This is a genomic window from Pedobacter sandarakinus, assembly GCF_026240095.1.
GTDB lineage: Bacteria > Bacteroidota > Bacteroidia > Sphingobacteriales > Sphingobacteriaceae > Pedobacter > Pedobacter sandarakinus.
Genome location: NZ_JAPIVG010000001.1, coordinates 1,291,806 through 1,310,946, shown reverse-complemented (window position 1 = coordinate 1,310,946; position 19,141 = coordinate 1,291,806). Strand labels below are relative to the sequence as shown.

Here is a 19,141-nt window from a genome sequence, read left to right as displayed (position 1 = left end):
ATTGTATCTTAAGCATTTACATATTGAAGTCTACCAATCATGCCATCGTACGCACCGACATAGATGCTTTTAACAGACTTAAAATCGAAGCGAACAGAAAATTTTAAAGTCAAATAGAGTAGCCATCTAAAAGAAAATAAAAAATAAAATAGGGCTAATTTGTAACCTGCTAAGTGCTTCCTCTGCATCAAAACAATTGCTCTTGTGCCTAGATAATAACCAAGCCACTGACCCTTATTCGCCTTGAAAGAATAGCTACATTTGTGATAAATTACAGCGTCAGCTTGATAACGAATACTATGGCCCGAATCTAAAATTCTAAGCGAATAATCCGCGTCTTCGGAGTTAGCAAAAAATTGGGGGTCTAGGAGACCTATTTCATTGAGGGATTGTCTTGAGATTAATGCACAGCATCCGTTCATAAAACCTGTACGTGAAGAGGCTTCATATTGTCTTTCATTATCTATCTTATCAACCCCATAATGAACTATTGTACCTGTTAGGCGTGATACTCTCCCTCCAGCGAACCATAACCTATTCGGGTGATCAAAATAATAAATTTTAGGGACAACCGCATAACAGTTCGGATCGTGAAAGCCATCCAGCATAAAATCTAGAAAATCTTTTTCTACAATGGTATCATTATTCAATAATAACACGTATTTTGGATCGAATTGATCACAAGCGTATTTTATACCTACATTATTACCACCTGTGAACCCAAGGTTTTTTGGTAACGATAAAAAAAACAATTTATTTGAAGTAAATTCGGCTTTTAGTTTTGCAACAGAATTGTCTACAGAACCATTATCGACTAACACGACATTATAATTGACATAATTGATGCTTTGGAGAGAATGGAGGCAATCTCTAGTTACATCATAACCATTCCAATTTAAAATTATAATTGAAACCAGTGGCTTTTCATCTAGCATACCCTCTTAATTTATCTTTTTTTGATTTACAATAATATTATTTTTTCGAGTTAGCCCAAAAAATAGACCTAATAGCGTTGGAGTGAGCGCATCGTCGGGATTTAACAGGCCTGTAATAGTGAATGTATTTATTAGAACAATTATACTAAGCGCCGAAAGCATTTGACCAAAATAAAATTGCTCAGGACTATCTTCACTCTTTTTTAACTTCATGAATCCGAGCGCATAGATGAAGATTAAATACATTAATATGCCAAAAATACCGGATTTAACTAGAAGCATGACATATCCATTATGCAATACTGGTATTTCTGAATAATCCTTCCCGCCGAGATTCATGATAAGGTTCAAATCTACAAGCGCTCCATAACCGTAACCGAAAGTTTTTTGGAAGGTGCTACCATTGTAAAACTTAAGGACACCCTGATAAGCTTCGTAACCCCGCCAGTTATCGTTTATATCCGCTAAATCTGCAGTTGAATTTTTCTTCGAATCCCAGAATACTTCTTGTGGAATACGCTCAAATTTACCTACAACCCAATCAAGCGGACTGTTTCCAGTGGTTGAAGAAAAAACGCCTAATAAGGCAGCAAAACAAATCAATATGGTGACCACTACGAATGATTTTCTGAACAAAGCTCTGCTGAAATCACGAAGATTTACATAATTGCTTAAAAACAATGTATAAATTGCGGTTGAAATCATCATTGATCGCGAGATATACATTAAAAAAGATACAATCATTATGAAAAAAACTAGATAGTCGAAGATGCCGGCTCGTGACATATAATGCCTAAACTTCTTATTTAGCATTCTTGACAAGAAAAGCGCTATAAAAATTGCTTCAACTATACTTCCACGGCCCGCAAGTAATCGTAAATTATCGAGAGAGTATGCTGATGCATAATAACTCAAAAATAGGACAATATGGACAGTTCCCGAAATTAATGCGGCAAGCTTAATGTATTTATAAAAGGCCTTAAAATTTGAAATATATTTTTGGAATGAAACTCCGAAAATAAAAAATAGCAAAACATTCACCAAACCAAAAGTGTCCCTGAGCAAATCATTGATTGGATTACTAATACCTGCCATTACACCTATTACAAAAATTAATAATAGAGGCAACAATATCTTTGAGTTACGTACTACAGTGAGGATTTTAGACCTATAAAAAAATAATAGATAAGCACAGGCAAATAGAAAAGAAATTTCTTTCTTCACAAAGTAACTTGCTATTACTACCAAGAACACTATAATACCTAATCTATTAATTCTAAATTGCATTCTAATTATTTCAGTACTTTAATCCACTTTGACGTAAGGTATTTAGAAATAAAATTCTGCGACCATTTTAAGAATTCAATATCACCAATACTCAGAAATCGCGTCATTTCACTATCAAATTCATCATAAGATTGACAATTCTTGATGTGGTCTCTAACCTCTCTATACTCAACATTATCTGCATACCTGCCAACTATGAAAGTGTATTGAGATAAGGACTCAAGTAAGCGGGGGGTAAGCGCATTGAAACCTCCAGTTCTTTCAACCCCATCATCGATTCCGGCAGAAGAGTATAATGCAACTTTAGACCTTTGCAATAAGTTGAAGTAATCGCTTCGATCTTTACGTTGGCAGACTTCTCCATATAGATTAGAATAAAAAAAGAATCTTCCATCTATAACCTTTTGGTAAACGTAATTTGTATTGGGATTCGCTATTAAATACTGTTTTGTCCATTCATCTAGCACGGCATTCCCTCGACCAATTTGGATAATATCAATGTCTTTTTTCTCACATATTGATTTCGCTAAACTATCATCAAATTCTCCCTTGAAGTATTTATCAGGCAATGTCATTGGAAAGTATTTGAGTTCGATTTTAGTCTTAGGTTGTAAAAACTCTAAAACTTCCTTGCTAGTAACATAAATGTAAGGACATTTACTATAAGTGTTATTAAAATTTGAAACATCAATATCTCCCCATATATCTATTACCACTGGAACATCGGATTTTCCAATCAATGCGCTATTGTCTTGTGGCATAATGTGGAATACTAGACATCTTTCCTTTAAATTCTTAGAAAAGAGGTAAGATCGGCAGATTTTATTCCTTAATCTTCCTTTCGAACTATTCTTTAAAAAAGTAAGTAATGTGTTTTTTTTGAATATCTTAAGGGATAATTTTTCACTAATAATATCTTCCCATTCGTGAACCACATTCCAAGATGGCCAAGTTTCAAAATATCTATTTGATTTAATGTATTTCAACATATTTAAGTATTTTCTTTGTACGATAACAATTTTTTATTATCAAATTTTCCCGTTATTCCTTGCTTGAAAGAGTGATATAATACTTTGGTCAATTTCAATTTTTTAGTTTTTGAAAAAATAACACCAATAAATGCATCAAAAAAATTCTTTAAAATATATAGGGCTGTTTGGGCTGACCATCCTTTATATTTCAAAATTGTATAAATTAAATTCCTACGGCCGATGTAGAAATAAATTGTTCTTTCTGCCATGCTGTCAAAAAGCTGGCTAAAGGCTATTTTATCTTTGGCCTTTTTAAATAGTGTTTTGTGCACAGTTGAGGATGTTAATTGCTCGTAAATCGAATTGATATCAACGTTGCTATAAGAGACCGGAAATCTATGAAACATCACCGCATTCTTATTCAAGTATAGCCTATGCCCGTTAGATCCAATTCGAATTGAATACTCAAGATCGTCGTTAAAAATGAAATACCTTGAATCAGGAAAACCAATTTTTTTTATAACTTCTTTCCCTACCAACAACCCTACAAACGATATGAAAGATATTTCGATATCATCATTCTCAGAGGTATAAAAGCTATATGGAATAGGCGTTTGTAATTGCAATTCCTTATCGCGAAGATTGTTTATACCTCGGTGACCATGTGCTATCCCACCATTCTCAAAAACAACAGGGGCCAATGCAGTGTCCATTGCGGTGGTAAAGTGCGGGCTCTTAATTAAATTTGCTAAACAATCCTCCCTCGGAAAGGCATCATCGTCCATAATCCAAACCCAGTGAAATTCATTATTATACCCTTCCTGAATAACTTTGGAAAAGGCGGCGGAAGCACCTATGTTAATTGGCTCATGTAAAACTTTAATATCTGATTGCTCGTTAAGCCATTGTAAAGATAAATCAGTAGAACCATTGTCTATGACAAAAATTTGATCAATTTTTCTAGTTTGCTTTCTTAAACAATTTATGCATTCTTTCAATAGTTCTAATCTGTTGAAAGTAGAAATAGCTACGCATATTCGGATATCTGACATTTTAAATGATTATAATTTATGAATCGCTTGCTTTTTTTTTATCAAGTTTAGTTATAAGGAAAGGTTGTAAAAAGTCTTTAGTAGCTCCAAAATTCCAGTAACTAAAGTTTATCACATCAATCCCTTTACCTCTTAGCTTGAAGTACATCACCACCGCAATGAATAGTTCTACAACAACCCAAATCAATGCTGAACCAATATAACTGTACCTAGGAACAAACAAAATATTTAGTAACAAACTTAATATGGCAGCATATACAGTTATTTTAAAATATAATTTATCCATCTTCATATTTAACATTATTATTATTCCCTGAAAATAGTTTACAGCAACCAAAAGTGGAACGAAGACCATAATTTGGAATGCTATAACTGAATCAGTAAAGGCTTTGCCAAAGAAAATCTGTATAATTATTGGGCTTAATACTAACATACCTAGCCCACAAGTGGATAATAAAATAAAGATCAGTGGAAAAATCTTCTGTGCCGTTTTCACTGCTAACTTAAAATCGTCTCGAAGATAATTCCCTATATAAGGATATAACGCTTGCATCAACGGCATTACCAAAATAGATTGAACAATTACTATGAGTTTCTGCCCTGCAGAATAATATGCAACAGCTGATGTATTTTGAAAAAAACCTAATAATACGATATTAGTAGTAGTATATAGGTTAACAATCATTATAGAAAAAAAAACTGTACTTTCTTCTTTCAGAAGTTTAAAGCATTCTTTTATAGGGACAAGTCGCAAGTCTATTTTGTATTTTTTAAGCACAATGAAGAATGAGACTAAACCAATCAAAATTTGCACCGTTGATGCTATCAAAGGTTGCCAGAAATAATCATCTTTACTTTTAATTACCAGTATTACTGTTACCACAAATAATAACTTTGCAACAAAATTTAATATTGCAACAATTTTCAAATCTTGCATGGCTTGAAAAAACCAGTTCTGCGTAAACAGGGATGCTATACATATTAAGAACGAAAACACCGCCACTTTTGGATCCATTCTGAATTGTTCCATTGATAACATCAAAATCGTAAAAACTATAGATGCAAAAATTAGCAACAATAGTTGCGTAGAAAAGACGTGGCTAAAGACGCGACTATTATTTTCTGAATCGTCAATACTCTGTCTAATTTTACGCGTAGCGGAAAAGTCAAACCCATAGTTAACGAGCAACCCAAAGTACGCAACGAAAGCTGCTGCAAAATCAATCGAACCGTATTTTTCTGGGCCAATGATTCTTGATATTATCGGTACGAAAGCTATAGGAAGAATGTAATTTGCAACCTGCACGATACCCAGGTAGAAAATATTTTTTGTTAACCTATTGCTCATTACTTTCGAGATAAAAGTGAAAGTAACTATACATTTTCCGAGATATACTTTCCTCTCATCACGCAATCATCTGTCCAATAATATTTCCATTGGCCAAATCTACCCGCTAATATCAAATCACCAAACTTTATATCATTTGCTTTTTTTGAACTCCAGTCAGTCATTGGCTTTAGATCGTCATCTTCTCTAACTAAACCGTACGTTTCTAACCAATTCAAAACCTTATTTAATGCTGTTGTATGATTTAAATCGAAGATTACATTTGCATATTGTACCCACCTTGGATGAACTTCAATTATGTCTTTCTTATCAGCGATCAAGCCCATTTCAAGAAGCTCTCCTGTGACAATTTTGATATAGTGATTAAAATCTTCTGTAATGGGCTTATACTTAGAGAAATAAACTTCTACCTGAATACCACATTTCCCACCAGGAGCATTATTAGGCGAAAGTAATTCTGTAAAGTTGATCCTCGATGAGATTTTGTCCTCATCATAGACATATAGCCACTGCTCCTTGATAACAGCTGGATGATTAATTTCAAAATTTAGAACCAACAGCTCGGAGCACATCAATTGATAAGCGGCGTCCTGGATTTCTTTTGGCGCCGAACAATAGTTTATAAATAAATCAAGTGGAATGGTTGAAAACAATTTTTCATATCTATAAATCGTATTATCGCCAAATGTTACAAGTTTATCTTCGAGGTTTATTGCAACAACTTCTTTTTGAAATTGGATATTTGCATTTTCTACCAATTGATTAGCAAAGGAATTGTAACCACCTTTAGAAGGGTACCTCACAGTCGTCATATAATGAGTTGATTTTGCCAATGGAGCCACTGCTCCTTGTTTAACAATTTCGACTTCAGGATAATAAACCCGCTCTCCTACCCATTCAGTACTTAGCAGTTCTGGGGAGACTGTCCAATACTTTTCGGTGTAAATTTTCGGAAAAGTGTTTGCAAACGTTTTTCCAAATGCCATCTCAATCCACTCTTGGTAATTTTCTGGCTTGTGTTCTTTGTCGATTGCAGCTCGAGTATTTAAAAAATCCTCCAAGCATTCATTTTTAATTTCCTCCGGAAGAGCATATAAGTTTGACTGAGCTGGATGAGGAATCCAACTTCCTTTATAATAATTTGTAGGTACACCGGTAAACTCTTCTACTTCGCCTGCGATCGATTTAAAAAACAAATCTTTAACATATTGGTGCTTTGTAAAGGATAAATGTGGCCCCTCGTCCCAAGTGAAGCCATTGAGAATTTCAGAGTGAATATGGCCACCGGAATGATTTTTCTTCTCAAATATAACGCATTTGTCATGCCCTAAATGGTAAGATACTGATAGGCCTGCAAGACCTGCACCTAAAATCAGATTTTCGACTTTTTGAATATTCTCCACTATATTTTCTTTAAATAATTAACATTCTCTCCAGAAAGGGTGCGCATCAGTCCTGCTTTCAAATCAAAATTAATGCACCACCCAAGATCTAATAAACTTTTATTATTGGCTTTTGACTCGATAAATTCACCTGATCTTGTCGGTAAAGCTCCAAAATTTAAAATTGTTGTGGAATCAGTTAAATCTTTTAACTCTTGAACAAAGGATTTAATGCTGGTTGAAATTCCCGATCCAATCTCAAATTCGACATAAGAATTTAAAACCTCGACATTTTTCAATACGGTTCCATACGCAGCCGCAACATCTAGCACATAGATAAAATCTCTTTTCTGCATACCCTCTGTAAGATCTAACTCTGATTGATTCCGTATAAGACTTTTTACAATTTGAGTTACAAACTTATTATCTCCATCATTTTCTCCGTAGATGTGTTCGAGTTTCATATTAACAATTTTAATATACTTCGAAAAGTCAGCTAACAAATCCTTTATGATAAATTTGGTTTTGGCATAACTATTTAAATAGTCATATCCACTATTTTGCTTGGCTATGAAAGTATCCGTATTAATAAAAACTTTGGTTCCATTTGCTACCGCTAACTCTACTAACTTCAACGGAAGTAAGACGTTGGTCTGAATAACTTGCGATAACGTTGAAGTCCTACCATAGTCAGTAGCCAAATGGATAACTGCATCAATTCTATTTTCCTCAAATTTTAATTTCAACATTTCCTCATTGGTACCATCAACTATCTGTATCCGATCGAGATATCGAGAGATCTTGCTTAAATCAGACTTCGGTCTTGTAAGTAAAATCAGGGTATATTTAAGTTCAAGCAAATACCCAATCAAATGACTCCCTAAGAAACCGTTACCTCCAGTTATTAAAATTGATTTTACATCGCCCATTGTATGCTTTTTTGTGCTGCTAAAGATTCATAAGCACTAATCTGCTCTACGCGATCTCTATATACAGATTTAGGATTCAAGTCACTGTCATAACCATTGAGCGTAAATAATGCTGTTTCTTTAAAAGATAGAACAGGACGCCACTTCAACATATTAACAGCCTTTGAAATGTCTAGTTTTAGTAATACAGCTTCATGTAATTTCTCCGCATTTTCAGGAATATGATAGCCAGTTAAATCTTTAAGCAGCAATATTTCATCAATAAGTTGCTTTACTGAATAATTTTGTGTGTCCTCTGGTCCAAAATTCCAACCCCCGCTAAACGATTTGCCCTTGATGTAAAGCTCAGCGCCGAGATTTAAATATCCACTTAATGGCTCCAATACATGTTGCCATGGACGGGTTGCATGTGGATTTCTAATTTCCAACTTTTCGCCCTTTTGATACGCCCTAAAATAGTCGGGAACAATTCGATCTAAGGCCCAGTCTCCGCCCCCAATAACATTTCCTGCTCTTGCTGACGCGATATTGGCAGTTCCATCAGCCTTAAAGAAAGACTCTAAGTACGAATTCGTGATTAATTCTGAGCACCCTTTAGATGCACTGTAAGGATCTTTACCACCCATAGGGTCATTTTCACGATACCCCCATACCCATTCCTTGTTATCATAGCATTTATCCGTGGTAACGTTTACTGCAGCTTTTACCGAAGGAGTTGCCCTTACCGCCTCCCAAAAATTCACGGTACCCATTAAGTTGGTATCGAAAGTTCCTACAGGGTCCTGATAGGATAGAAGAACTAAAGGTTGCGCAGCCAAATGAAATGCAAAATCGGGTTGTACTTCTTGGAAATAAGCTATCAACTTGCCAGCATCCCGCACATCGCCTTCACAATGATTAATTTCTTTTTCTAACTTGCAGATCACAAAATTATCCATTTCAGACTGTGGTGCAAGTGCATAGCCATAAACTTCAGCACCCAATTCTTTTAACCAAATGGCCATCCAGGAACCTTTGAATCCAGTATGTCCTGTGATAAGCACCTTTTTACCTTGATATATATTTTGAAAATTCATATTACCAGATTTTCCATTTAGCTTCACCACTGTTCCATAAGGCCTCTAATTCAATGCGATCTCTGAGCGCATCCATAGGCTTCCAAAAGCCCGCATGTTTAAAGGCGGCCAGCTGACCATCATTGGCAATTTCTTTCAACGGAACGTTTTCCCATTGTACATCCTCGACGTCACCTTCCAAATAATCAAAGATTCCGGCTTCTAACACAAAGAATCCTCCATTAATCCACATACCATCTCCCTGTGGCTTCTCTACAAAATGACTTACGGTACCATTGGCATCCATTTCAATATTGCCAAACCTGCCTGGAGTTTGAATGCTTGTAAGGGTAGCCAATCTTCCATGGGATTGGTGGAACTTAACCAATTCGTTGATATTAACATCAGAAACCCCATCGCCATAGGTCAGCATAAAAGTCTCCCCCTCAACATATTTTTTTATTTTCTTGATCCTGCCTGCAGTATTGGTTTTTAATCCAGTATCTACTAGCGTCACTTTGAATGATTCGGAATTGGAAAAATGGACGTCAACTTTGTTCTGGCTAACATCTATCGATACGTCAGAATTATATAAGTAATAATTCAAAAAATATTCTTTAACAGATTGTGCTTTATAGCCTAAGCACAAAACGAAATCATTATAGCCATATGCTTCATAAATCTTCATAATATGCCATAAAATCGGTTTACCACCAATTTCTACCATAGGCTTTGGACGAGCTTCTGTCTCTTCCATTAGTCGGGTACCAAGACCACCAGCCAATATTACAACTTTCATAATTTTTTAGTTTTTAAATTTAGCCCTAAATTTATCGAAAATGCTATCTTTTCTATCTTCCCCATAGCTTCCATAACCATATCCATATCCGTAATACTTGCTTACAATATCGTTGACCACAATACCAATGTTCTTCATTTTATTATTCTTATACAGATCCTCGACAATGGCAAGTTGATTTTTTTGAGTCACTTTTTGGCGTACTAGATAAATTGTCACATCAGCATAAGCGGATAGTAATTGTGCATCTGTGATTATTCCTACAGGAGGTGCATCCATAATGATGTAGTCAAACTTAGCTTTTAAATCTTGAATTAATGACGGCGTCTTCTCACTCATCAAAGTTTCTGCAGGATTTGGTGGCAAAGGACCAGAAGAAATGATAAACATGTTCTTATTAATGCTTAGAGGTTTTATAATATCAGACACTCTCATATCAGAACTTATGGTATAATTACTGAATCCTATATCATTATTAACCCCTAATTTTGCGGAGAGCCCAGGCTTTCTCAAATCTAACTCCATTAAAAGCACCTTTTTGCCAGCTAGAGCCAAAATATTTCCCAAATTGATGGCTGTAAAAGACTTCCCTTCTCCACTCATACTTGATGTCAGAAGGATAACTTTATCCTCCTTGGACTTCAAATAAAACGAGAGGTTAGTTCTCAACGCTCTGAATTGTTCGGATATAGCTGAACGGCCATTATTTGCTACGATTAAGTTATCCGAGCTAGTATTATGACTAATCTCGCCTATAACAGGAACACGAGTTAATGATGTAATCTCTTCCTTAGTCGATATACTGGTACTTAAAAGATCATTTCCAAAAATTAACACAAGCGGTATCATAAGGCCTGCAATTAAACCAAATCCATACACAAGGTTTTTCCTTGGACTAATAGGAATAACTTGTGCCTTTGGTGGATCGATGGTTTTAGCAACTGAAATGTTCGACGTTTTGGAAATATTGGTTTCTTCAGCTTTTTGCATTAAAAAAATATACAGCTCTTGCTTGATCTGTTGATTTCTGGCTAGCTTCAAATAATTTTTTTCAATTTGGGGCACGTCAGAAACCTCATTCTCAATTAAACTTAGCTGACTGCGCAATTTATTTCGCGTAGTTATATAGGTGTTTTTTGCGCTTTCTACGTTTGAGAGTATATCGCTTTTTAATCCGACAATCTGTTTGTCTATATTTTGAATAAATGGGCTTTCTTCGGTAACACTAAGAAGCTGTTTCTCCCTTTCAATCAAAAGTGCATTATATTGACTCATCAAATTCGAAAACACCAAGTCTTGTGGAACTAAAGAGGATGGAAATACCCTGTTGTTTGCGTTATTGTCTTTCAAATACTTCTCAAGATCGTTTAAAACCTTTACCTGTATCTCTGCTTTAGCCAGTTCTGAGGTGTATTCACCACTGTTTTGAACGAGTAGCTTTCCCTGTTCAGACATATCAGCTAATTTGTTTTGCTGTTTGAAACTTTCAACTCTATTTTCAACATCTCCTAATTCTGAAGCAATAACATTCAGGCGCTCTTTAATAAACTTGTAGGTACTATCAGCAATGGCATTTTTATCTCCTAAATTGGCTGCAGTATATTTGGCGATTAAAGTATTCAAAATATCCTCACCTTTGTTCGGAAGTGGATAAGATAGTCCTAGGTCAATAACACTAACTTGCTTATTGCTTACCGCAACTGAAAGTTGTTTCATCAAAGCCGCTACGCGAGAATCGATTGAAGTGATAGACACTAAATATTCTTTATCATCAATAAGACCAATTTTAGTGGCCTCTATCTGAACCATGCCGACGCCATTTGCATTAAATGCTTGGCCAATTAATACAGTTTTTTCAAATTTTTCTGACGTAATTTTTAGTCTATTCCCAGAAATCTTTCTGATTTTGAAAGTTGTAGTTAAAATTGTATCAATACCCTTAATTACGTTGAGTTTAAAAGGCGGAGTATAAAGCTCTCGCTTAACGAAACCGACTTCTCTTGAATAAACGATATTAAGTTGCATTTCTCTAACCACCTGCTCCATCAGAAATCGGGTTTTCAAAATTTCAGCTTCATTATCGACCGAATTTTTTGATCCTAACAACCCTCCTAGATCCATTAAAGCAGATTTTCCCCCAAGAGCACTCCCTTTCTCATCATCGTTGACGAGAATTTTTGCATTAATCTGGTAAGTAGGCGGAGTATACCTACCGTATAAAAATGCAGTTAGCAGGCAAAGCAGGACACTTGATACGAACCAAGGCCATTTATCCACTAGCTTATTAATTATCTCTTTGAGATTTATGCTCTCTTCATCAGAATTAAGTTCGATATTTCTTTCAGATAAGTTATTCATGATAGGGGAAGTTATTTCAAGCTAGAAATGGCCAGAACAATTACAGAAACTACCGAGGCGATAACGCCGATAGTTTGGATTTGAGCCGAATTGGAAGCCGAAACTTTACGCTTGTTGGGCTCTACATAAATCACATCATTTTGCTTCAAATAGTAAAAAGGGCTATTGAAGATTTCACTTGAATTCAAATCAAGGCGAGCAAATTCTTTTTTACCATCATTATCACGAACAATTAAAACATTATCACGTTTACCAAAAATAGTCAAATCTCCTGCGAGACTAAGTGCATCTAATATACTAACCTTCTCATTAGGCAAAGTATAGGCTGAAGGAGCATTCACTTCACCTAATACACTCACCTTAAAGTTTGCAAAACGCAATTGTACGTTTGGTTGTTTATATACCTCAGCAGCTTTATCTCTGATGAGTTCCCTGGCTTGATAAGTAGTTAATCCTGAAACCTTTAATTTTCCAATTAAAGACAATTCAACATCTCCATTCTTGTCAACTAAAAATCCTGTGCTTTGCGTGGCCAAACTTGTATTGGTATTACCACCCAGTGTAGGCGTCGCTGCGGCCTGATTAATAATTGCACCACTTTGAGGATTCAACGTGAAAATATTGATGCTCAATATATCATCAGGCTGTATGGTTGGTTCAGTAAATGATGCCGCATTTTCCAGCTTGGCTTGATTGACCGCCTGGATGTCTTGGAAATAAGCAATCTTTTTATTGCTTACACATGAACTTGCAAGGGACACTCCGAAGAAGATGGCTATCAAGCCAAAAGCCTTCTTCACATTGTTTAGTTTAATCATAGGTATAAAATCTATTCAAAGCATTATAAGCCACTTTAAACAGCTTGCAAACTTAATCATTTAATTGTAAAATCGAAGAACCATAAAACAGTTTGTTTACTAAGTTGAACGTCAAATTAATAAATGCATACTAGATGATTAGAAATCACTATTGAAAATGGCCAAATACCGATCTATTCTTAAAATCATAAGAACCTAACAAATCGTACAATCTTCCAGTTTGTATCGTCTCGGTTAGCACATTCAAATGTTTATCATGATGTAAATCAGTTCCCGCAAAGTCATACATTTCTTCCTTTAAGAGGTATTCAGCCAACAGTTTCACATCTTTACCATAATAACCCAATGCGGATAGTAGATTAAGTTGAAGTAAGCAGCCTTTTTCCCTATAGGTTTTCAATTTCTTTTTATCCTTAAAATAAAATGTATAACGTTCTGGATGCGCCAATATGGGGACCATACCTTTAATTTGTATATCAAAAATAGTTTGGCTGATATTTGGACTTTCATTTAGATAAGACATTTCAACTAACAAATGCTTTTGGTTCAGCTTACAGAGTGGCTGATCTAAAGTGAAATTCTGATCAACCATATATTCGGCTCCCGCGGATAACTTGATAGATAATCCCGCACGATCCATTTCTGCTTGCAATAAACTTTTTGAGGCTTGGATGGTTTCAGGGGTATTAGGATACAGCTCTTGGTAAATGTGGGGCGTGGCAATCAAAGACGAATAACCCAACTCTTCAAGAGCCTTAACAAATCGTAATGAGACTGCCACATCAGGCGATCCGTCATCAATGCCTGGTAAAATATGCGAATGCATATCTATTCCTAACCAGGATATATCGGAGACTTTCCTTTTTCTACTAAAAAAACTGAACATACATTATTGACTGGTATAAGGTTGTTTATTATTAAAAGTACCCTTAAATTTGATATTCGTAAAAATAAATTTTTCTCACTTATATACTATCATCTAATAAGAGTTAAGTAGACGAATCATAATAAAAAGTAGAATAATGAACAAGTATGCGGAAACCAATTTACCCACGCAAAACTAACTACTCAAAATAGTTTAAAGTCTTAAACCCACCATTCTTAAGATACTCGTCTTTTTTCATCAAATTGAGATCAGAACTAACCATATCTTTAACAAGTGCTGCTAAATCATATTTAGGTTCCCAGCCGAGTTGTTTTTTGGCTTTACTAGGTTCTCCTAATAGTAAATCCACTTCCGTTGGCCTGTAATATTTTTGGTCAACCTGCACGACCGTTGTACCTAGAAATATCTTTTCGGAGTTCAAGCCCAATGAATTAACTACCTCAAGATCGATACCAATAATTACCCCCTTTTCATATTCATCTTTACCAGAAAATTCAATTTCCATACCTAATTCTGCGAAGCTCATTCGAACAAATTCTCTTACAGTCGTAGTTTTACCTGTAGCAATAACGAAATCTTCTGACTTTTCTTGTTGAAGAATCAACCACATGGCTTCTACATAATCTTTGGCATGTCCCCAATCCCTTTGCGCAGAGAGATTGCCTAGGTATAAACACTTTTGTAATCCAAGTGCGATTTTAGCTGCAGCCCGTGTAATTTTCCGTGTGACAAATGTTTCACCTCTTAAAGGACTTTCATGGTTAAATAATATACCATTGCTTGCAAATATTCCATATGCTTCACGATAATTTACAGCAATCCAATAAGCATACATCTTTGCAACAGCATAGGGCGATCGTGGGTAAAATGGAGTAGTTTCACTCTGTGGTACTGCTTGCACAAGGCCATATAGCTCTGAGGTACTGGCTTGGTATAGCTTGGTTTTGTTACTTAACCCTAAAATACGTATAGCTTCTAAGAGTCTCAACGTGCCAATGCCATCAGCATTAGCCGTATATTCTGGCATTTCGAAACTCACATGAACGTGACTCATAGCAGCCAAATTGTATATTTCGTCGGGTTGTACCTCCTGTATAATGCGAATGAGATTGGTAGAATCTGTTAAATCTCCATAATGGAGTTTAAACCTAACATCCTTCTCATGCTGATCTTGATATAGATGATCTATTCGATCTGTATTAAAAGACGACGAACGCCGCTTTAATCCGTGTACGATATAATTTTTCTTGAGCAAGAACTCCGCTAAATACGCTCCATCCTGTCCGGTCACACCGGTAATCAAAGCAACTTTCATATACAATTAATACATAAATTATCTGGCAACAAACATACAGATAATTTATACGATTAAGTATTTGACAGGCCATTTTTGATGCATACAAACGAGGATATCGAAAAAGCTATACCACCCACTTTTGTTGGTTCACTCTTTCTTGGTCTTCACGTTTTTCTTTTTTCCTTAGTCGTTTTAGTGCGATATAGGCAACAAAGTTGGAGAGCACCATTGCGGCAACCCCTATACTTTCAATCGAAATCATTAGTCAGAATTAATTAATCGTACCCATAACAATTTTACTTAATGATTGTTTTAAGGCGCTTTGAAAAAAATTAAAATAGCAATTTCTCCATGCCAATCAATAAGATATGGTCTTGCTTGGGCTCACCAAAACGGTCCTGAATGTCTTCGAAAGCAATCGATTTGCCTGTGGCACGATAACCATTTCGCTCATACCAGGCGATTAATTCAGTCCTGCTACTAATCACGGTAATGGCAATTTTTTTGCGATCATTTTCCCGGGCAATGCCTTCCGCCGCTTGCAATAATGCTTTCCCAATTCCAAGATTTTGGGCAAGCGGCGAGACGGCAAATAAACCTAAATATAGTTCATCAGGTCGCACTTCTAAATTCACCGTGCCTAAAAGTCGGCCTTGTGCGTCGGTATATTTAAGAATATGAATATGATCCTGTCCAAAATATTTGCGTAAAGCGACTTCATCAATCCTGATGCCGCCTAAAATTGCCTCTTCTGTAGTCCAACCCTGTTTGGAGCTTTCGCCACGATAGGCAGAATTAATTAATTGATTTAATGCCGGAACATCGGCTATTGTGGCTTTACTAATTTTCATATAACTGAATAAGATGAAACATTACAATCTCGCATCGGCCCATTCTCTGTCGATAAATGATTTGGTGTCAAAAACGACTGCACCGGCTGTTTTAAATTGTCCATAGTCTAAAGTTAGAAATTGCCGGTGCGCAACAGCAACAATAACGGCATCATAATTGGGCGAATCGATCTGGCTTATCAATGTGATACCATGTTCAGCTTGTACACTTTGCGGATGTGCCCATGGATCAAAAACATCAACGTTAATCCCGAACGAAATTAACTCCGTATAAATATCGATAACCCGGGTATTTCGGATATCAGGACAGTTCTCTTTAAAAGCGAAGCCCAGGATAAGCACCTTAGCGCCCTTGATCGCCTTGTTCCTGGCTACCATGAGTTTAATAACTTTGTTGGCAACAAACATGCCCATATTATCATTTACCCGCCTGCCAGATAGAATCACCTCTGGTTTGTAACCTAAGGCTTCAGATTTATGCGCCAGGTAATAAGGGTCCACGCCAATGCAGTGTCCACCCACTAAACCAGGCTGATAAGGTAAAAAATTCCATTTAGTTGCTGCTGCAGCCAACACATCTGCGGTATCAATCCCCATCCGATCAAAAATTAGTGCCAGCTCATTTACGAAAGAGATGTTCACATCTCTTTGTGCATTTTCAATTGCTTTCGAAGCCTCTGCCACACGTATACTTGGAGCCAGGTGCGTTCCCGCTTCAATAATCGAATCATATAGCCCATCTACCAAATCGGCCACAGCTGGGTTAGACCCTGAGGTAACCTTTTTAATTTTTGTAAGGGTGTTGATTTTATCGCCTGGATTGATGCGCTCTGGAGAATATCCACAAAAGAATTCGTGATTAAACACCAATCCTGAAGACTTCTCCAGCACAGGCACACAGTCTTCTTCCGTACAACCAGGATAAACAGTTGACTCATAAATTACGACATCACCGGCTTTTAACATGCTACCGACCATACTTGATGCTTGCAGCAGTGGTCGAAGGTCGGGGTTCTTTTGCGAATCAATAGGTGTCGGAACAGTGACGATATAAATAGTGCAAGCTGCAATTTCTTCCAACGAAGAAACCAACCGCAATCCCTGATCTCCAGTTGATTGTAATACTGATTGCAAATCTGATAGATTAGCCTCATGAGTATAATCTTCAAGTCCATTTAATGATATCACCCGATCAACATCTATATCAAAGCCGATTACGTGGTATTTCTTTGCAAATTCAATTGCAAGCGGCAACCCTACATAGCCCAATCCAATAATGGCAATCTGCTTTTTATCAATCATATTTTTACGCGATGGGTTCAAAGATAGGTAAAATTGGCATTAGCATTCAGCTTGCTACTAGGCGAAATAATCGATTCAAAGTAGAAAAAGTTTTTCCTCGAGCCTTCCTTTTAAAATAAAAAGAGTCCAAAACGTAGGCGCAAATGAAATTTTACCAAGTCTCCACTCATTTCCACGAAATCTCTCGTATTTTCGCATGCACTTAAAAAAAAATCACATTGGAAAAGAGCGCTAAAATTTATATTGGAGGTCATAGAGGGATGGTAGGATCTGCAATCTACCGAAAACTGGAAAGAGAAGGTTTTACGAATTTGATCACAAAAACCTCTGCCGAGCTTGATCTGCGTAACCAACAGGTTGTTGCAGATTTCTTTGCAATGGAAAAGCCAGATTATGTTTTTTTAGCCGCTGCTAAAGTAGGCGGCATTGTGGCCAACAATACTTATCGGGCAGATTTTTTATATGAGAACCTGGCCATACAGAACAATGTAATTCATAGTGCCTATGTGAATGGCGTAAAAAAGCTGATGTTTTTAGGCTCAAGTTGCATTTACCCAAAAATGGCACCTCAGCCGCTAAAAGAGGATTATCTGTTAACAGGCATATTGGAGCCAACAAACGAGCCCTATGCCATCGCAAAAATTGCGGGCATTAAAATGTGTGATGCTTATCGTGACCAATACGGCTGTAATTTCATTTCAGTAATGCCTACCAACTTGTATGGCTATAATGATAACTACCATCCACAAAATTCTCATGTATTGCCCGCCTTGATTCGCAAGGTTCATGAGGCCAAAATAAACAACGAAAAGGAAGTGGTGGTTTGGGGATCAGGATCACCAATGCGTGAATTCCTTTTTGCGGATGACTTAGCTGAGGCTTGCTTCTTTTTAATGGAAAGCTATAACGAACCAAACCTGATTAACATCGGTACAGGAGTAGATTTAACCATTAAAGACCTTGCCTTATTGATTAAAGAAGTGATAGGCTTTGAGGGAGATTTGGTATTCGATTCGAGCAAACCAGATGGAACACCTAGAAAACTAATGGATGTGAGCAAATTACATGCTTTGGGCTGGAAACATAAAATTGAATTGCGAGAGGGTATCGCCTTGGCTTACCAGGATTTCCAGAGCAGGTACTAGTAAAATATAGATCTAGTTAAGGCCCAAGATTGGTTGATCCCAACGCTTGGGCTTTTACTATGAATAGCGAATATGCCCCATTGGCTGCCGATTGGTTATTTGCATAAAATACAGAGATCCCTATCACTCCACACCTTACCTATCCGCTCAAAACAATAAACTCAATGCGATACGCTCCCTGCTAAATGGCCTGGGAGATGTTGGAAGGAAAAACGTTAAATGCATCGCGTACTCAACGATATTTCATCGCAGCTTGTGATGCCGAAGTTAAAGCTTTGACGAATTGATCCGACAACAGATCCAAGCCTTGATTTATGCCAGCGTTTCTGTTGTTTTTATAAGTTATCATGCTTCGCTATGCTCAGGTATGTTTCTTTTGGTTCAAGCCAAAAGAAATAGGCGCCTCCGATGAGGGATAAGAACAAACTACCTGAGCCATCTGCTCCAAGGAATAGGCTCCCGCTGTGGGCGCAATGCTACCGGCCTAGGAGATGTTGGAAGGAGAAAATGTTAAAACTTTCTGCACACATTGTCATAACCCACTAAACCAGGCATCGCGTCCTCTGCGATTTTTCATCGCAGCTTGTGATGCCGAAATTAAAGCTTTGACGAGTTTATCCGACAACAGATCCAAGCCTTGAAATATGCCAGCGTTTTTGTTGTTTTGTTGGTTGTCATGCTTTCGGTATGCTCAGCTTGGTTTCTTTTGGATCAAGCCAAAAGAAA

General features: G+C 36.7%; 16 protein-coding genes. 1 reads left to right on the top strand and 15 read right to left on the bottom strand.

Annotated elements, in window-relative coordinates; genetic code table 11:
- Positions 1 to 8: 8 nt before the first annotated feature.
- The 15 genes from OQ268_RS05665 to OQ268_RS05595 form a co-directional block, all read right to left on the bottom strand.
- The gene (locus OQ268_RS05665; protein ID WP_265855130.1) at positions 9 to 935 is read right to left on the bottom strand and encodes a glycosyltransferase family 2 protein; all 927 of its coding nucleotides are present in this window, start codon (positions 933 to 935) and stop codon (positions 9 to 11) included.
- A gap of 6 nt (positions 936 to 941) precedes the next feature.
- The gene (locus OQ268_RS05660; protein WP_265855129.1) at positions 942 to 2,222 is read right to left on the bottom strand and encodes an O-antigen ligase family protein; all 1,281 of its coding nucleotides are present in this window, start codon (positions 2,220 to 2,222) and stop codon (positions 942 to 944) included.
- Between the two features lie 5 nt (positions 2,223 to 2,227).
- Positions 2,228 to 2,962 (bottom strand): hypothetical protein, encoded by a 735-nt coding sequence (locus OQ268_RS05655; protein ID WP_265855128.1) that lies wholly within the window; start codon positions 2,960 to 2,962, stop codon positions 2,228 to 2,230.
- A gap of 251 nt (positions 2,963 to 3,213) precedes the next feature.
- Positions 3,214 to 4,245 (bottom strand): glycosyltransferase, encoded by a 1,032-nt coding sequence (locus OQ268_RS05650; protein ID WP_265855127.1) that lies wholly within the window; start codon positions 4,243 to 4,245, stop codon positions 3,214 to 3,216.
- Positions 4,246 to 4,261: 16 nt separating this feature from the next.
- The gene (locus OQ268_RS05645) at positions 4,262 to 5,593 is read right to left on the bottom strand and encodes a flippase (RefSeq protein ID WP_265855126.1); all 1,332 of its coding nucleotides are present in this window, start codon (positions 5,591 to 5,593) and stop codon (positions 4,262 to 4,264) included.
- Between the two features lie 26 nt (positions 5,594 to 5,619).
- Positions 5,620 to 6,996, bottom strand: a complete 1,377-nt coding sequence (locus OQ268_RS05640; protein ID WP_265855125.1) for a protoporphyrinogen/coproporphyrinogen oxidase — start codon at positions 6,994 to 6,996, stop codon at positions 5,620 to 5,622.
- Positions 6,996 to 7,904: an NAD-dependent epimerase/dehydratase family protein gene (locus OQ268_RS05635; RefSeq protein ID WP_265855124.1), complete on the bottom strand. Its 909-nt coding sequence runs from the start codon at positions 7,902 to 7,904 to the stop codon at positions 6,996 to 6,998. Before OQ268_RS05635 ends, OQ268_RS05640 begins: the two co-directional genes overlap by 1 nt.
- Positions 7,892 to 8,980 (bottom strand): CDP-glucose 4,6-dehydratase, encoded by a 1,089-nt coding sequence (gene rfbG, locus OQ268_RS05630; RefSeq protein WP_265855123.1) that lies wholly within the window; start codon positions 8,978 to 8,980, stop codon positions 7,892 to 7,894. Before rfbG ends, OQ268_RS05635 begins: the two co-directional genes overlap by 13 nt.
- Position 8,981: 1 nt before the next feature.
- The gene (gene rfbF, locus OQ268_RS05625) at positions 8,982 to 9,758 is read right to left on the bottom strand and encodes a glucose-1-phosphate cytidylyltransferase (protein ID WP_265855122.1); all 777 of its coding nucleotides are present in this window, start codon (positions 9,756 to 9,758) and stop codon (positions 8,982 to 8,984) included.
- 6 nt (positions 9,759 to 9,764) lie between these two features.
- The gene (locus OQ268_RS05620) at positions 9,765 to 12,116 is read right to left on the bottom strand and encodes a GumC family protein (RefSeq protein ID WP_265855121.1); all 2,352 of its coding nucleotides are present in this window, start codon (positions 12,114 to 12,116) and stop codon (positions 9,765 to 9,767) included.
- Positions 12,117 to 12,127: 11 nt separating this feature from the next.
- Complete coding sequence (locus tag OQ268_RS05615) at positions 12,128 to 12,934, bottom strand: polysaccharide biosynthesis/export family protein (RefSeq protein ID WP_265855120.1); 807 nt, start codon at positions 12,932 to 12,934, stop codon at positions 12,128 to 12,130.
- 148 nt (positions 12,935 to 13,082) lie between these two features.
- Positions 13,083 to 13,820: a tyrosine-protein phosphatase gene (locus OQ268_RS05610; RefSeq protein ID WP_265855119.1), complete on the bottom strand. Its 738-nt coding sequence runs from the start codon at positions 13,818 to 13,820 to the stop codon at positions 13,083 to 13,085.
- A 178-nt stretch (positions 13,821 to 13,998) separates the two neighbouring features.
- Positions 13,999 to 15,135 carry a GDP-mannose 4,6-dehydratase gene (gene gmd, locus OQ268_RS05605; protein ID WP_265855118.1) on the bottom strand — a complete coding sequence of 379 codons (1,137 nt, stop codon included), beginning with the start codon at positions 15,133 to 15,135 and terminating at the stop codon, positions 13,999 to 14,001.
- Positions 15,136 to 15,449: 314 nt separating this feature from the next.
- A complete protein-coding gene (locus OQ268_RS05600; protein ID WP_265855117.1) occupies positions 15,450 to 15,968 on the bottom strand; it encodes a GNAT family N-acetyltransferase in 519 nt (172 codons plus the stop codon).
- A 21-nt stretch (positions 15,969 to 15,989) separates the two neighbouring features.
- Positions 15,990 to 17,270: a nucleotide sugar dehydrogenase gene (locus OQ268_RS05595; protein WP_265855116.1), complete on the bottom strand. Its 1,281-nt coding sequence runs from the start codon at positions 17,268 to 17,270 to the stop codon at positions 15,990 to 15,992.
- A gap of 218 nt (positions 17,271 to 17,488) precedes the next feature.
- Between OQ268_RS05595 and fcl the strand changes: the two genes are divergently transcribed.
- A complete protein-coding gene (gene fcl / locus OQ268_RS05590) occupies positions 17,489 to 18,415 on the top strand; it encodes a GDP-L-fucose synthase (protein WP_265855115.1) in 927 nt (308 codons plus the stop codon).
- The last annotated feature ends 726 nt before the right edge of the window (positions 18,416 to 19,141 follow it).

Bases quoted from the DNA above. Each gene is read 5' to 3' on its own strand.
- OQ268_RS05665 (WP_265855130.1), bottom strand. From the start codon at position 935: ATGCTAGATGAAAAGCCACTGGTTTCAATTATAATTTTAAATTGGAAT.
- OQ268_RS05660 (WP_265855129.1), bottom strand. From the start codon at position 2,222: ATGCAATTTAGAATTAATAGATTAGGTATTATAGTGTTCTTGGTAGTA.
- OQ268_RS05650 (WP_265855127.1), bottom strand. From the start codon at position 4,245: ATGTCAGATATCCGAATATGCGTAGCTATTTCTACTTTCAACAGATTA.
- OQ268_RS05645 (WP_265855126.1), bottom strand. From the start codon at position 5,593: ATGAGCAATAGGTTAACAAAAAATATTTTCTACCTGGGTATCGTGCAG.
- OQ268_RS05635 (WP_265855124.1), bottom strand. From the start codon at position 7,904: ATGGGCGATGTAAAATCAATTTTAATAACTGGAGGTAACGGTTTCTTA.
- rfbG (WP_265855123.1), bottom strand. From the start codon at position 8,980: ATGAATTTTCAAAATATATATCAAGGTAAAAAGGTGCTTATCACAGGA.
- rfbF (WP_265855122.1), bottom strand. From the start codon at position 9,758: ATGAAAGTTGTAATATTGGCTGGTGGTCTTGGTACCCGACTAATGGAA.
- OQ268_RS05620 (WP_265855121.1), bottom strand. From the start codon at position 12,116: ATGAATAACTTATCTGAAAGAAATATCGAACTTAATTCTGATGAAGAG.
- OQ268_RS05615 (WP_265855120.1), bottom strand. From the start codon at position 12,934: ATGATTAAACTAAACAATGTGAAGAAGGCTTTTGGCTTGATAGCCATC.
- OQ268_RS05610 (WP_265855119.1), bottom strand. From the start codon at position 13,820: ATGTTCAGTTTTTTTAGTAGAAAAAGGAAAGTCTCCGATATATCCTGG.
- gmd (WP_265855118.1), bottom strand. From the start codon at position 15,135: ATGAAAGTTGCTTTGATTACCGGTGTGACCGGACAGGATGGAGCGTAT.
- OQ268_RS05600 (WP_265855117.1), bottom strand. From the start codon at position 15,968: ATGAAAATTAGTAAAGCCACAATAGCCGATGTTCCGGCATTAAATCAA.
- OQ268_RS05595 (WP_265855116.1), bottom strand. From the start codon at position 17,270: ATGATTGATAAAAAGCAGATTGCCATTATTGGATTGGGCTATGTAGGG.